General features: G+C 53.6%; 16 protein-coding genes. All 16 read left to right on the top strand.

The window, feature by feature from the left end:
- The first annotated feature begins 316 nt into the window (after nt 1–316).
- The 16 genes from NST69_RS19410 (at nt 317) to trpE (ending at nt 13,027) form a co-directional block, all read left to right on the top strand.
- Nucleotides 317–589 carry an HU family DNA-binding protein gene (locus NST69_RS19410; protein WP_019909963.1) on the top strand — a complete coding sequence of 91 codons (273 nt, stop codon included), beginning with the start codon at nt 317–319 and terminating at the stop codon, nt 587–589.
- Between the two features lie 104 nt (nt 590–693).
- Complete coding sequence (gene mtrB / locus NST69_RS19405; protein ID WP_051478165.1) at nt 694–942, top strand: trp RNA-binding attenuation protein MtrB; 249 nt, start codon at nt 694–696, stop codon at nt 940–942.
- Nucleotides 943–1,049: 107 nt separating this feature from the next.
- Nucleotides 1,050–1,589 carry a hypothetical protein gene (locus NST69_RS19400; protein ID WP_340951656.1) on the top strand — a complete coding sequence of 180 codons (540 nt, stop codon included), beginning with the start codon at nt 1,050–1,052 and terminating at the stop codon, nt 1,587–1,589.
- A 114-nt stretch (nt 1,590–1,703) separates the two neighbouring features.
- Complete coding sequence (locus NST69_RS19395; protein ID WP_342546940.1) at nt 1,704–2,573, top strand: heptaprenyl diphosphate synthase component 1; 870 nt, start codon at nt 1,704–1,706, stop codon at nt 2,571–2,573.
- Nucleotides 2,574–2,576: 3 nt separating this feature from the next.
- On the top strand, nt 2,577–3,329 hold the full coding sequence (locus NST69_RS19390; protein WP_036727313.1) for a demethylmenaquinone methyltransferase: 753 nt from the start codon (nt 2,577–2,579) through the stop codon (nt 3,327–3,329).
- On the top strand, nt 3,322–4,197 hold the full coding sequence (locus tag NST69_RS19385) for a UbiA-like polyprenyltransferase (protein ID WP_036727311.1): 876 nt from the start codon (nt 3,322–3,324) through the stop codon (nt 4,195–4,197). The genes NST69_RS19390 and NST69_RS19385 overlap by 8 nt, the downstream gene beginning before the upstream one ends.
- Nucleotides 4,194–4,802 carry a flavin prenyltransferase UbiX gene (locus NST69_RS19380; protein ID WP_342546939.1) on the top strand — a complete coding sequence of 203 codons (609 nt, stop codon included), beginning with the start codon at nt 4,194–4,196 and terminating at the stop codon, nt 4,800–4,802. The genes NST69_RS19385 and NST69_RS19380 overlap by 4 nt, the downstream gene beginning before the upstream one ends.
- Entirely contained in the window at nt 4,799–5,659 is an 861-nt protein-coding gene (locus NST69_RS19375) for a menaquinone biosynthesis protein (protein ID WP_209870000.1), read from the top strand. Before NST69_RS19380 ends, NST69_RS19375 begins: the two co-directional genes overlap by 4 nt.
- Nucleotides 5,656–6,624, top strand: a complete 969-nt coding sequence (locus tag NST69_RS19370; RefSeq protein WP_076079176.1) for a polyprenyl synthetase family protein — start codon at nt 5,656–5,658, stop codon at nt 6,622–6,624. The genes NST69_RS19375 and NST69_RS19370 overlap by 4 nt, the downstream gene beginning before the upstream one ends.
- 111 nt (nt 6,625–6,735) lie before the next feature.
- Complete coding sequence (ndk, locus tag NST69_RS19365; protein WP_036727303.1) at nt 6,736–7,179, top strand: nucleoside-diphosphate kinase; 444 nt, start codon at nt 6,736–6,738, stop codon at nt 7,177–7,179.
- Nucleotides 7,180–7,207: 28 nt separating this feature from the next.
- The gene (locus NST69_RS19360) at nt 7,208–8,011 is read left to right on the top strand and encodes a protein-glutamate O-methyltransferase CheR (RefSeq protein WP_036727302.1); all 804 of its coding nucleotides are present in this window, start codon (nt 7,208–7,210) and stop codon (nt 8,009–8,011) included.
- Between the two features lie 108 nt (nt 8,012–8,119).
- The gene (locus tag NST69_RS19355) at nt 8,120–8,296 is read left to right on the top strand and encodes a hypothetical protein (RefSeq protein ID WP_342546936.1); all 177 of its coding nucleotides are present in this window, start codon (nt 8,120–8,122) and stop codon (nt 8,294–8,296) included.
- A gap of 183 nt (nt 8,297–8,479) precedes the next feature.
- Nucleotides 8,480–9,649 (top strand): chorismate synthase, encoded by a 1,170-nt coding sequence (gene aroC, locus NST69_RS19350; RefSeq protein WP_342546934.1) that lies wholly within the window; start codon nt 8,480–8,482, stop codon nt 9,647–9,649.
- 1 nt (nt 9,650) lies between these two features.
- Nucleotides 9,651–10,754 (top strand): 3-dehydroquinate synthase, encoded by a 1,104-nt coding sequence (aroB, locus tag NST69_RS19345; protein ID WP_340979732.1) that lies wholly within the window; start codon nt 9,651–9,653, stop codon nt 10,752–10,754.
- The gene (aroH, locus tag NST69_RS19340; RefSeq protein ID WP_076079179.1) at nt 10,748–11,119 is read left to right on the top strand and encodes a chorismate mutase; all 372 of its coding nucleotides are present in this window, start codon (nt 10,748–10,750) and stop codon (nt 11,117–11,119) included. Before aroB ends, aroH begins: the two co-directional genes overlap by 7 nt.
- A 354-nt stretch (nt 11,120–11,473) precedes the next feature.
- Entirely contained in the window at nt 11,474–13,027 is a 1,554-nt protein-coding gene (trpE, locus tag NST69_RS19335) for an anthranilate synthase component I (RefSeq protein ID WP_340951660.1), read from the top strand.
- Nucleotides 13,028–13,054 lie beyond the last annotated feature (27 nt).

Below are 13,054 nucleotides of genomic sequence, written 5' to 3'. Positions count from 1 at the left end.
GCTCTTTTGCTCTTTCCGGGCCCTTTCGCTGCTAGAGTGAAAAAGGGGAATTCTCCCTGGAAAGCTTCCGCTTTTACGGCATAACTGGTAGTAATAGACTGCGCAATTGCAGCGGAATGAAGGGAAACCTGCTACTTTCTGCTCCTTTTTTGAGGAACGCCTTGATATTATGGTTGGGCTGTATTACTATAAGTTTGTTGCGCTTCTAGAAGAGAGGTGCCAGTTTCTAGCATTAAACGGGATTATCACGTATATTTTACGTTGAAACGGAAAGAGTGTATGATACCGGAACTTTTAACCAGGGAGGTGAGAAGACATGAATAAATCAGATTTGATCAACGTAGTTACAGAAGCAACTGAACTTCCCAAAAAAGACGCTACGAAAGCGGTAGATGCTGTTTTTGAAGCTATCACAGGTGCACTGCAAAGCGGCGATAAGGTTCAACTGGTTGGCTTCGGAAACTTTGAAGTGCGCGAACGTTCCGCACGTAAAGGCCGCAACCCGCAGACTGGTGAAGAAATCGAAATTCCTTCAAGCAAAGTACCGGCTTTCAAACCCGGTAAAGCGCTGAAAGACGGAATCAAATAAAGATTTCTACATATCTGCCCCATAGTCCTTGAATACCAACGATGCCGCCTTCCAGGGCGGCATTTGTTTTTGAGAGAGGCTCATAAACTTTGAGGAGGATTACAATGACTGAGAAGAAGAATGAAGTGAATCCTGCACCGTCCGGCAGCGACTATATCGTAGTCAAGGCCAAGGAGAACGGTGTTCAGGTCATCGGGCTGACCAGAGGGCTGGACACACGGTTTCACCATACGGAGAAGCTGGACAAAGGCGAGGTGCTCATTGCCCAATTCACCGATCACACCTCAGCAATGAAAATCCGCGGCAAGGCTGAAATCTGGAGCAAACACGGACAATTAGAGAGTGAAAGCTGAAAAGCAGGCATAGCCTGCTTTTTTTCAAAATATAACTAGATATGGGCCGCTCTGCGGTGCCGTATAATCCTGCATAGCAGCGGAAACTATGAGTAGGGAGGCATGTTATGAACCGGAGCTGGCTGATCGGAACGGCGTTGCTGCTTAGTGCAGCTACTACCATGCTGCTGCCGCAACTGGCCGGCAACGTTATAACTGCCCAGAGTAACTATAGCGCAGTACAGACGATAGGCCCGGATGGCCTGGTACTGGAGAATGACAATCTGGTAGATGCGCTCAGTGAGATCCCCTTCAGTCTGATGATTGACAAGGCAGGCTGGGAGAACGGGGTATTGTCTATGGATCTCAAGGTGAACGGTGATGCCCACGAACCGCAGGAGCTGTACCGCAACATGGCTCTGGCTATCGGGTTCGCGATTCAGGAGACTTCGAACGTAGACCAGCTGCTGCTGCGTGTGGTGGCAGAGGATAGGTGGCTGGATACCCGCCGCCTGCTCCTTGCCGGTGATATCCGCCGCAGCGAGTGGAGCCCCCTGCTGCAGGAGGCGCTGGAGAACGCAGGCAATTCGCCTCTTCCCGATTCGCTGAAGAACGGCTTCCGCATTAGCGAAAGCGAGCTGTGGAAAAAGCAGTTCATTTATCCCTGAACCGGGTAATTGAAACTAGAAGGCTTCACCCGTGCGTGACAAAAAAACATGTGATATAATAGACAAGATTGTGAACAATGAGTTTGACAAACGTCAATGGCTTCGGAGGCTAAAATGAAACCGTACCGCATACCGCAACTGGCTAAACCCTACACCGACTACGATATGATTCAGCGGCATACGGAACTGCCGCCGTTCTCAGACGGGCGGGGTCATTTGTTATATATTTTTCTCAGCAGGGGCCGGGGGGCAGAATTCCAGCAGGCAGAGCTGTTCACCCTGGTGACCGGACTCGTCCAGCTTGGACTGGATACCCATGAGAGCATTGACCGGAATCATGAAGAGCCCGGCGGCGATATGATGCGCACCCGCCAGCTGAAGGTTCTGGCCGGTGATTATTTCAGCAGCTGGTTCTACCATCTGCTCGCGAGACACGGTCAGGTTGAAATGGTTGGCACACTCAGCGCAGCTATCGCTGATTTCAATGTGATGAAGGCCAATCTTTACGGCAAGATGAGCGGAACGCTTGTCCCGGCCGAACAATACTTGAAGCACACGGTACAGCTCAATATGCGGCTGTTTCTTTCTTTTACACCGATGATTGAAGAGTCCCTTAGAGATATCTGGCAGAAGCTGCTCGCCGAATTCAGCCAGTGTGAGACAGCAGCCCTGGAATTGCGCCGGGGGACAGCTCCGGCAAGTGCGCTGGAGGGCTATGCTTACTGGAAGGTGATGGAGTCGGCGACCGAAGAGGAGCGTCAGCAGCTTAAGGGGCAGACTCTGGACCCCAAGGATTGGCAGAAGCTGAAGCTGAGATGCAAATGCGATACGCTGCTGACGGACAAGCTGCATAGCTCGCTCGCGTCCATTCAGTCGTTATTGCAGGGGATCAGGGACGAGGATCTGGCGGGTCAGCTTAGAGCTGCACTGGACCGCCTGCTTCTGCAAATGAAAATTTCCGGACAAGCTGCCGTGGAGGGTTAGAGAATGACAGTAGATAAAGTTACCGTAACAGGTGGGCAGGGCGACAAGCCGAAGGAGCAGTTTGTCCATTCGGTATTTGAGAGCATTGCCGGCAAGTATGATCTGATGAATGATATTCTGAGCTTCCGGCGTCATAAGGCCTGGCGGAAGTTCACCATGCGCAAGATGGGCATGAAGCGCGGGGACTCGGCAGTAGACCTGTGCTGCGGTACCTGTGATTGGAGCATTGCCCTCGCGGATGCGAGCGAGACCGGAAATGTCATGGGACTGGACTTCAGCGCAGGCATGCTGGAGGTGGGACGGCGTAAGGTGGAAGCGCGCGGATTGCAGGACCGCATCTCCCTGATTCAAGGGAATGCGATGGAGCTGCCGTTCGGTGATAATTCCTTCGATTACGCCACGATTGGCTTTGGACTTCGTAATGTGCCTGATCCCGTACAGGTGCTGAATGAGATGAAGCGCGTGGTGAAGCCCGGCGGTATGGTGGTCTGCCTGGAGCTGTCGAAGCCGATGAAGCAGCCGTTCAAAGGTATTTATTATTTTTATTTCCAGCGTGTGCTTCCTCTGCTCGGCAGGCTGTTCGCCAAGCGGTATGAGCAATATAAATGGCTTCCTGAATCACTGGCACTCTTCCCGGACAGGAAGCAATTAGAGGAGATCTTCCGGGATACCGGTCTTACAAAAGTGGAATCGTTCCCCTTGAACGGTGGCATCGCGGCGTTACATCTTGGACTCAAGGAGAACTGTAATGTTTAAGAAAATCGGTATTTTTCTACAAATGATTAAATTCGAACACACGGTTTTTGCTTTACCTTTTGCCTTTATGGGGGCCTTGCTGGGTTCAGTAGTTATGTTTGGGGAACTGCCCTCCTGGAGCCAGATCGGATGGGTGGTTGTTGCTATGTTCGGCGCACGCAGCGCGGCTATGGGGCTTAACCGGCTGATCGACCGGATCAGTGATGCGAAGAATCCGCGGACAGCGGGCAGAGCCATTCCGGCAGGATTACTGAAGGTTGGAGAGGTAACGCTGTTCATCGCGTTCTCGTTCTTTTTGCTGTTCTGGGCAGCCTTCAAGCTCAATCCGCTGTCAGCGAAGCTGCTGCCGATTGCTGTTTTTCTGCTGGTCCTCTATTCCTTCACCAAACGCTTCACCTGGGCCTGTCACCTGATTCTCGGGCTCACCATTGCCCTTGCGCCTCTCGGCGGCTGGGTTGCGGTTACAGGAACAGTGGACTTGACTGCTATGATCTTCTATTTCACGATCGTATTCTGGACAGCAGGCTTTGATATCATCTACTCCTGCCAGGATGTGGACTTCGACCGCAAGGAAGGACTGTATTCGATTCCGGTGCGCTTCGGGGTGGCCCGTGCGCTGGGGATTGCCAAGGTCTTTCATCTGCTGACAGCCCTGGGCTTCATCTCTCTCTTGTTCATCACGGAACTGAGCTGGTGGTATGTGGCCGGCATGGTGATTGCTTATATTATTCTGTTCTATGAGCACTACATTGTGTCTCCGGGTGATCTAAGCAAGCTGCAGACCGCCTTCTTCACCATGAACGGTGTACTTAGCATTGTGGTCTTTTCCTTTACTCTGATTGACCTGGTGGTGCAGTTCTACAAATGACCGAACTTAAGCCTAAGAACTTCGTGGTTGGCATTACCGGTGCGAGCGGGGCGATCTACGGCATCCGGCTGACAGAGACCCTGCTGTCCCTCGGTTATACAGTACATCTGGTTGTCAGTAATGCAGGCTGGCGTGTCTTCAAGGAGGAGCTGGGTTATGCCGTAACTGACCGGGAAGGACTGCTGTATGAGCAGTTCGGCAGCTATCCCGGTTCTCTTCTGTATCACCCGGTACAGGATATAGGCGCTTCGATTGCCAGTGGCTCCTACCGGACAGAGGGGATGATTATTATGCCCTGCTCGATGGGAACACTGTCTGCTGTAGCACATGGCAGCTCGGACAATCTGATGACACGGGCAGCGGATGTCATGCTGAAGGAGGGCCGTCCGCTCGTTCTGGTGCCCCGGGAGACACCGCTGCATGCGATTCACCTGGAGAATATGCTGAAGCTGTCGCGGATGGGCGTCAAGCTGATTCCGGCAATGCCGGCGTTCTATTACGGTCCTGCCACCATGGATGATCTGGTCAATTTCATGGTGGGCAAGGTGCTCGACAGCTTCGGGATTGAGCATACTTTATTTCGCAGATGGGGGGATGAAGGGTGACAGACCTGGAACACACCGTCATCGGCAAAATCAGCTATACCAATTCATGGCCGGTCTATCATTATTTCGATCCCTCTTCTTTAAGCTTTCCTGCTGAAATGGTGAGTGAGGTGCCTGCTGTGCTTAACCGGGGCATGGCAGCAGGAGATATTCATGTTGGGGCTTTATCCTCCTTTGCTTATGCAGCGGCCAGCGACCGGCTGCTGCTGCTGCCCGGTCTGTCCGTCAGCGCGGACGGTCCGGTGAGGTCAATATTTCTTTTCTCCAAAAAGCCGTTACAGCAGCTTGGCAGCGGAACGATAGCCGTGACGAATACTTCGGCTACCTCGGTCAATCTGCTGAAGATCCTGATGCACAAGGCCTTAGGCACTAGTCCGGAGTACATTAGCAGCGATCCCGATCTGAACACTATGATGCAGCAGGCGGATGCCGGGCTCCTGATCGGAGACCATGCCATCCGCGCCTCCTGGCAGGATCAGGGCTATGAAGTAACGGATCTGGGCGAGTTGTGGAAGGAATGGACGGGCCACAGTATGACCTTTGCTGTGTGGGCGGTCAACCGCAGGGCTGCAGCCCTGAATCCTGAGGCCATTGCCGAGATTGCTGAAGCCTTCGAGCGGAGCAAGAGACGCGGCCTGAATGAGCTGGGACCGGTAATTCACGAAGCCTGCTGCACGATCGGGGGCACGGCCTCCTATTGGAGAGATTACTTCCGTAATTTATGTTATGACTTTGGGGAAAGGCAGCAGGAAGGTCTGAACCTCTATTTCCGCTATGCCTATGAAATGGGCCTGCTGCCGCAGGAAGTGAAGATGGAGCTTTGGAGCCACAATCTGCTGACACGGGTGAAAGAATGAAGCGACTGCAAATATTCGGCTTGCTGAACAAAGATATGGATCAGATTGAGAAAGAGCTGTACCGCAGTGTCCAGGGGGATGATGACCTGCTGAGCGAGACCTCGCTGCATCTGCTGAGAGCTGGGGGCAAGCGGCTCCGGCCGGTATTCGTTCTGATGGGCGGCAAATTCGGGACCTATGATCTCGATAAGCTGAAGCGCGTCGCGATTCCGCTGGAGCTGATTCACAGCGCCTCACTGGTCCACGATGATGTCATTGACGATGCGGAGCTCCGGCGGGGAGAGCCTACCGTCAAGGCGAAATGGGGCGACAAGATCGCCATGTACACCGGCGACTATATTTATGCCAAGGCACTCGTGATGACTTCAGGGCTGAAAAATCCCCTGATTCATCAGATTCTCTCCAAAGCCATGGTAGAGATGTCCATCGGAGAGATGGAGCAGATCCGCGACTTCTTCAACAGCGGACAGAGCGTGCGCCATTATCTGCGGAGAATCCGCCGTAAGACAGCGCTGCTGATTGCCGTCAGCTGTCAGCTTGGCGCTCTGGCTGCAGATGCGGAGCCGGGTACTGCCAGGCTCCTCTACAATTACGGATATAACGTTGGGATGGCGTTTCAAATCCGTGATGATCTGCTCGATCTCTCCGGAACGGAGAAGCAAATTGGCAAGCCGCCCGGAAGCGATATGCGGCAGGGGAATATCACTCTGCCTGTCATCTACAGTCTGCAGGATGAGCGGCTCCGCGGCCGCCTGCTGGAAGAGCTTGAAGCGATTCGTGAAGGGAACAGAGGGGTCGGACGCGCTATTGATCTGATTCTCTCCGGCGACGGGATTTCCCGTGCGGAGGAGCTGGCTTCCCGCTATATCGCCAAGGCGCTGGATGCGCTGGAGCAGCTGCCAAGCAACCGGACCAAGCGCAATTTGCGCGATATCGCCTTTTTCGTAACAGGCCGGGCTTATTGAAAATATAAGAAATTATCTGCAAATTTACGTTCACAGATGCCGGGGTTTCTGATAATATCAGACCATAAACAGCCCATTCATTTAGAATAAGGGAAATTGGAGAGTGACTCTATGGAACAAACGTATCTGATGATCAAACCGGATGGTGTACAGCGCGGACTAATCGGACGCATCGTCGCCCGCCTGGAAGACAAGGGATTCAAGCTGGTCGCTGCCAAGCTGATTACCGTTACTGAGGAGCAGGCCAAGAAGCATTATGCGGAGCATGACGGCAAGGATTTTTTCCCGGAGCTGGTAAGCTTCATTACCTCCGGCCCTGTGTTCGCCATGGTGTGGGAAGGCGATGATGTCATCGCATTATCCCGTCTCCTGATCGGCAAAACCAAAGTCGGTGAGGCCCTGCCGGGCACCATCCGCGGGGATTATGCCAGCCATACTCCGCTTAATCTGATCCACGGATCGGACTCACCGGACAGTGCAGCACGTGAGATCGCCAATTTCTTCGCTCCGGATGAGCTGGCACAGTATCATAAAGACATCGCGGCCTGGATGTAAGCATCCGGGCAGGAGACAGGAGATTATTATGGCTGAACGTGAAGAATCCTCATTAACCCCGGACCCTGATTACACCGGATTTATTCATAATATCAAACAAAGCACAGGCATTGACCTTGCGCAGTATAAGGAAGCACAGATGAAGCGGCGTCTGACGACGCTCCGTATGAAGAACGGCTACAATACCTTTAACGAGTTCTATGCGGCAATGATGAAGGACAAGGCTCTGTTCTATGAGTTCCTGGACCGCATGACCATCAATGTCTCCGAATTCTGGCGGAATCCGAACCGCTGGGAAGTGCTGAGGGATGTGATTCTGCCGGATCTTCAGCGCTCCGGCCGCAGACTGAAGCTATGGAGTGCCGCCTGTTCAACGGGAGAAGAGCCTTATACGCTGGCGATGATTCTCTCGGACAAGAATATTCTGGCCCAGACCGGCATTCTGGCTACAGATATTGATGACGGGGCGCTGGCCAAAGCGAAGCAGGGGATCTATCTGGAGCGCTCCTTGAAGGATGTGCCTAAAGATGTGGCAGACCGGTATTTTACACCGGAAGGCCCGGTCTTCAAGGTCAGTGAAGGACTGAAGAAGAATATCGATTTCCGCAAGCAGAATCTGCTGCTGGATAAATTCGACGAAGGCTTCGATCTGATTATCTGCCGCAATGTCATGATCTACTTCACCGAAGAAGCCAAGAATAAGCTGTATCACAAATTCTCGGCCAGTCTGCGGCCCGGGGGCTATCTGTTCGTGGGCAGCACGGAGCAGATCTTCACACCGGCGCAGTATGGCTTCGAGTCGACCGAAACCTTCTTTTACCGCAAGAAATAGTCGTAGTCTGGTGGAGTCTCCCTTGGTGCAGGGTATACTTTAGGCGCTTTTCAGTGATACTGGGAAGTAGGAAGAAACCTAACGCCAAGTGAAAGGTCGTTAACCCAGATGGACAAAAGCAAGGTCATCACCGCCTACCGGCGGGGATTCCTCACCGTCCGCGAATGCGGGCAGATTCTCGGCATCGAGGAGCTGCAGCTCCAGAGCCTGCTTACTGCGGAAGAGGGCAGAACCGGCGGCCGCCTTCCGGTACCAGGCAGCGAGAGTCTGGAGACAGGCTCCTGAACGGGGGAGCACAGCAGCGCCGCTTCTACTCGAAAGAGCAGGAGCGGCGCTTGTTTTGTTCAAATATAAGCAGCGGGCCGGGCTATTGCTTTCTTGTCAAAGCGGAGAGCCTATACTATAATAAGCAAAGACATTTAACATTTTAGCGGTTTACAGTCCAAAAGTGTGAAGGGGGAACGCAGCATGAGTTTACGCTATTTAACAGCGGGGGAGACGCACGGCCCCCAGCTTACAGCCATTATTGAGGGATTGCCCAGTAATTTGACACTTGACTTTGAAGAGCTTAATTTCCAGCTGCACCGGAGACAGAAGGGCTACGGCCGCGGACGCCGGATGCAGATTGAGAAGGATACTGCCCAGATTGCCGGCGGTGTACGCCACGGCTATACTACCGGAGCTCCTGTAGCGCTCATTGTGGAGAACAAGGACTGGACACACTGGAAGAACATTATGAACATTGAGCCAATTCCGGGCAGTGATGAAGAGAAGCGCCGGGTGAACCGTCCGCGTCCCGGTCATGCGGACCTGAACGGCGGACTTAAGTATAATCATACCGATCTGCGTAACGTGCTCGAGCGCTCCAGCGCCCGTGAGACGGCAGCAAGAGTAGCCGTAGGCGGAGTAGCCCGTCAGCTGCTTGCAGCCTTCGGAGTGAAGATTGCCGGACAAGTCGTCCGGATCGGAGAGATTGAAGCACCGGCTAACGATCTGCCTATCGATGAGCTGATTGCCCGGACTGAAGAATCCTCTGTGCGGGTAGTGGACAAGGAGACGGAGCAGAAGATGGAGGCTTACATAGACAAGATCAAGGAAGAAGGCGACTCCATTGGCGGGATTGTGGAATGTATTGTCGAAGGTCTGCCTATTGGCCTTGGCAGTTATGTACAGTCCGACCGCAAGCTGGATGGTGCCATCGCCGGAGCCGTGATGTCGATCAATGCCTTCAAGGGCGTGGAGATCGGGATCGGCTTCGAAGCCGGGAAGCTGCGCGGCTCAAAGGTCCATGATGAGATTATGTATGAAGCCTCACAGGGTTACTTCCGGGCGAGCAACCGGCTGGGCGGGTTCGAAGGCGGAATGACCAATGGAATGCCGGTGGTCGTCAGAGGGGTAATGAAGCCGATCCCGACGTTGTACAAACCGCTGCAGAGTGTGGATATCGACACAAAGGAGCCGTTCACAGCCCAGGTGGAGCGCTCAGACGCCTGTGCCGTTCCGGCAGCTTGTGTCGTACTGGAGAGTGTAGTAGCCTGGGAGATTGCCAAGGCGTTCCTGGATAAATTCGGCGGTGACTCTCTGGAAGAGATCCGCGCGAACTACAATAATTACCTGGCTCAGCTGGAGAGCTACTAAGATGCGCAGCATTACTGTTGACTTAGGGGAACGTTCTTATCCGATTTATATCGGCAGCGGTCTGCTGCAGAGTATCGGCGAACGCTGCACCGAAGCCGGATTCGCGCAGCGCAGCCCGCTGCTGGTGGTCAGTGATACCGAAGTAGCGCCGCGTTATCTGGAGCAGGTGGAGACTTCCCTCCGCAGCAGCGGATATACGGTGGTCAGCCATGTCATTCAGGCGGGTGAAGCTTCGAAGTCACTAGCCGTCTATGAAGAAGTCATTACCACAGCGATTCAAGGAGGTCTGGACCGCAGCTCAGCCGTGCTGGCGCTTGGCGGGGGAGTCGTTGGCGATCTGGCCGGCTTCGTTGCTGCATCTTATATGCGGGGAATCGGGTTCATGCAGATTCCAACGACCATACTCGCCCATGACAGCAGTGTAGGCGGCAAGGTGGCCGTTAACCATCCGCTGGCCAAGAATATGCTGGGCGCCTTTTATCAGCCATCTATGGTGTTATATGATCTGGACACCTTAGCTACGCTTCCACCCCGGCAGGTCGCTTCAGGCCTGGCTGAGGTGGTCAAGCACGGGCTGATTCTGGACCGTGAGTTCGCTTACTGGTGCCAAGGGCATGCAGACAAGCTGCTGGCACTGGACCCCGAGGCGCTGGGATATGCGCTGGAACGCGGCTGTGCCATCAAGGCGGAGGTCATCGGCGGTGATGAACGCGAGCACGGACAGCGTGCGATTCTGAATCTGGGGCATACCATCGGACATGCCATTGAAGCTGTCGGCGGCTATGGTACCTTCCTGCATGGAGAGGCGATTGCGATCGGGATGGCCGGATCTGCTCTGCTCGCAGCGAAGCTGGGCCGGGACAGACAGATCTACGAGGACACAGTGTCCATGCTCACCGCCTTGTCGCTGCCTACCCGGCTTCCTTCGCAATACAGCGGGGAAGAACTGATGGAAGCGATGATGCATGACAAGAAATTCAAGGAAGGCCGAATGACTTTTATCGTGCCGGAGGCCATTGGTGAAGTAAGTATCATCAGTGATGTGCAGGCAAGCGATGTCTCAGAAGTCATAGCCCAGCTTAAGAAGGAGGGGAGCCCATGGTGAACCGGGGCATACGCGGTGCAACGACCGTAACCCAGAATGAAGAGACGGAAATTTTACGTGAAACGGTGATCCTGCTGAGGGAAATTGTGGAGCGCAATGATGTGATCGCAGAGGATATCTGCAGTGTGTGGATTACGATGACTGCTGATCTGGATGCAACCTTCCCGGCACGGGCGATCCGTGAGATTGAAGGCTGGGAGATGGTTCCGCTGATGTGTTCCGTGGAGATCCCTGTGAAGGGCAGCCTGCCGAATTGCATCCGCCTGATGGTGCAGGTGAACACCGACAAATCCCAGCGCGATATCCGTCATGTGTATCTGAATGAAGCCCAGCGGCTTCGCCCGGATCTCTCACAGAGCAAGTAATAAATTATAGCCCGCGGGGTTGTCAATGACTACCGTCATCATGTATAGTGAAGTTAGCCGAGTAAAGCAGAGTTTAGAATGAGTTGAGTAGAGTATAGTTGAGCTGAGTGTAGGACCTATTGCAGAGCAGACCCTTGATTGTCAGTGTTCTTTTTTGGTATACCTGTATAGCCGTAACTTAGGATGAGTTGCATCTGCGCTATTCCTGTATCCATGGAGGAATCTCTAGCATTCGATTGGGTTCATGCCGGTCCGAGGCGCTAATTCACATACTGACTATCAACAAACCTCTACTCCGGTAGAGGTTTTTCTGTATTTCGGACAATATCCGTTATCCCCTAGGAGGTTACCCAAGTGACGAATCCGAGCATTGAAGAAGTGGTGTCGCTGTCGCGCGAATACAATCTGATCCCGGTTGTAACAAGATTGCTGGCTGATATGGAAACGCCGATCCGGCTGTTCCAGCGGTTTGCAGAGCAGGATCGCGCATTTTTGCTGGAGAGTGTAGAGGGCGGCATTCAATGGGCGCGTTATTCTTTTATCGGCAGTGATCCGTTCCTGATGATCTCCGGCAAAAAGGGGAAGATCCAGGTGGAGGTCGGCGGCGAGAAAAAACAGCTGTCCGGCAAACCTGTCGAGGAGCTCAAAGCGCTGCTCCGTTCCTACCGTAGTCCCAAGCTGGACGGTATGCCGCCGTTTACGGGCGGAGCCATCGGATTCTTCGGCTATGATCTGCTGCAGTATTATGAGAAGCTGTCCGCTCATGCGGTAGATGACCTGAATATGGATGACATCCGCTTTATGTTCTGTGACCGCATTATCGTCTTCGATCATGTGAAGCAGCAGATCCTGCTGGTGGGTAATCTTCATATCAAGGATGGAGATACGGATTCGGATATCCGGGCGGGCTACGAGGAACTGAGCAATCGCTTAGTGAGTCTGGCAGAGGAGCTGCAAAAGGAAGGCCCGAAGGAGAACGTCAACCGCCGCAGCATTCCGCAGGATATCGAGCTGGGTGAGATTCACTCGAATCTCACCAAGGAACAGTATATAAGTAACGTAGAGCAGGCCAAAGAATACATCCGTGCCGGAGATATCTTCCAGGTGGTGCTGTCACAGCGGATGCATATCGAGACCGAGGTCTCTCCGCTGCATGTGTACCGGATGCTGCGCATTCTGAACCCATCCCCTTATATGTATTATCTCAAAATGGATGAGGAGATCATCGTCGGCACCTCGCCGGAAGCGCTGGTCAAGGTGGACGGCGGACGGGTGGAGACCCGGCCGATTGCCGGAACCCGGCCGCGCGGAGCGAGCGCGGCAGAGGATCATCAGCTCGCCGCAGAGCTGATGGAGGACGAGAAGGAACGTGCTGAGCATCTGATGCTTGTAGACCTGGGCCGCAATGATCTGGGCCGGGTCTCGAAATTCGGCAGCGTGAAATGCAATACATTCATGGAGATTGAGAAATACTCGCATGTCATGCATCTGGTCTCGAATGTGACCGGAACGCTGGCAGAGGATAAGGATTTCTTCGATGCCTTCCTCTCCTGCCTTCCGGCAGGTACGGTATCAGGAGCGCCGAAGCTGCGGGCGATGGAGATTATTGCCGAGCTGGAGCGGGAAGCCCGCGGGGCTTATGCCGGAGCGATCGGATATCTCGGCTTCTCCGGGAATATGGATTCCTGCATCACGATCCGTACGATTATCTTCCGCAAAGGCCGCGCTTATGTGCAGGCCGGAGCAGGAATCGTCTGGGATTCTGTGCCGGAGAAGGAATATGAGGAGACAGTGAACAAGGCCAAGGGAATGCTGAAAGCAATCCGAATGGCGGAAGCGATGTTCCCCGCTGAAATGAAGGAGAAGCAGGTCATTAACCAGGATTATATGTATGAATATACCCCGTGAACCGGGAATTAGCAGAGACGAGATCAG

The organism is Paenibacillus sp. FSL P2-0089, from assembly GCF_038595095.1.
GTDB classification, from domain to species: Bacteria; Bacillota; Bacilli; order Paenibacillales; family Paenibacillaceae; genus Paenibacillus_AQ; species Paenibacillus_AQ silagei.
This window is presented reverse-complemented; position numbering and strand designations above follow the sequence as displayed.

What these genes read in the sequence shown, in the direction of transcription:
- NST69_RS19410 (WP_019909963.1), top strand. Translation starts at nt 317, where the DNA reads ATGAATAAATCAGATTTGATCAACGTAGTTACAGAAGCAACTGAACTT.
- mtrB (WP_051478165.1), top strand. Translation starts at nt 694, where the DNA reads ATGACTGAGAAGAAGAATGAAGTGAATCCTGCACCGTCCGGCAGCGAC.
- NST69_RS19400 (WP_340951656.1), top strand. Translation starts at nt 1,050, where the DNA reads ATGAACCGGAGCTGGCTGATCGGAACGGCGTTGCTGCTTAGTGCAGCT.
- NST69_RS19395 (WP_342546940.1), top strand. Translation starts at nt 1,704, where the DNA reads ATGAAACCGTACCGCATACCGCAACTGGCTAAACCCTACACCGACTAC.
- NST69_RS19390 (WP_036727313.1), top strand. Translation starts at nt 2,577, where the DNA reads ATGACAGTAGATAAAGTTACCGTAACAGGTGGGCAGGGCGACAAGCCG.
- NST69_RS19385 (WP_036727311.1), top strand. Translation starts at nt 3,322, where the DNA reads ATGTTTAAGAAAATCGGTATTTTTCTACAAATGATTAAATTCGAACAC.
- NST69_RS19380 (WP_342546939.1), top strand. Translation starts at nt 4,194, where the DNA reads ATGACCGAACTTAAGCCTAAGAACTTCGTGGTTGGCATTACCGGTGCG.
- NST69_RS19370 (WP_076079176.1), top strand. Translation starts at nt 5,656, where the DNA reads ATGAAGCGACTGCAAATATTCGGCTTGCTGAACAAAGATATGGATCAG.
- ndk (WP_036727303.1), top strand. Translation starts at nt 6,736, where the DNA reads ATGGAACAAACGTATCTGATGATCAAACCGGATGGTGTACAGCGCGGA.
- NST69_RS19360 (WP_036727302.1), top strand. Translation starts at nt 7,208, where the DNA reads ATGGCTGAACGTGAAGAATCCTCATTAACCCCGGACCCTGATTACACC.
- NST69_RS19355 (WP_342546936.1), top strand. Translation starts at nt 8,120, where the DNA reads ATGGACAAAAGCAAGGTCATCACCGCCTACCGGCGGGGATTCCTCACC.
- aroC (WP_342546934.1), top strand. Translation starts at nt 8,480, where the DNA reads ATGAGTTTACGCTATTTAACAGCGGGGGAGACGCACGGCCCCCAGCTT.
- aroB (WP_340979732.1), top strand. Translation starts at nt 9,651, where the DNA reads ATGCGCAGCATTACTGTTGACTTAGGGGAACGTTCTTATCCGATTTAT.
- aroH (WP_076079179.1), top strand. Translation starts at nt 10,748, where the DNA reads ATGGTGAACCGGGGCATACGCGGTGCAACGACCGTAACCCAGAATGAA.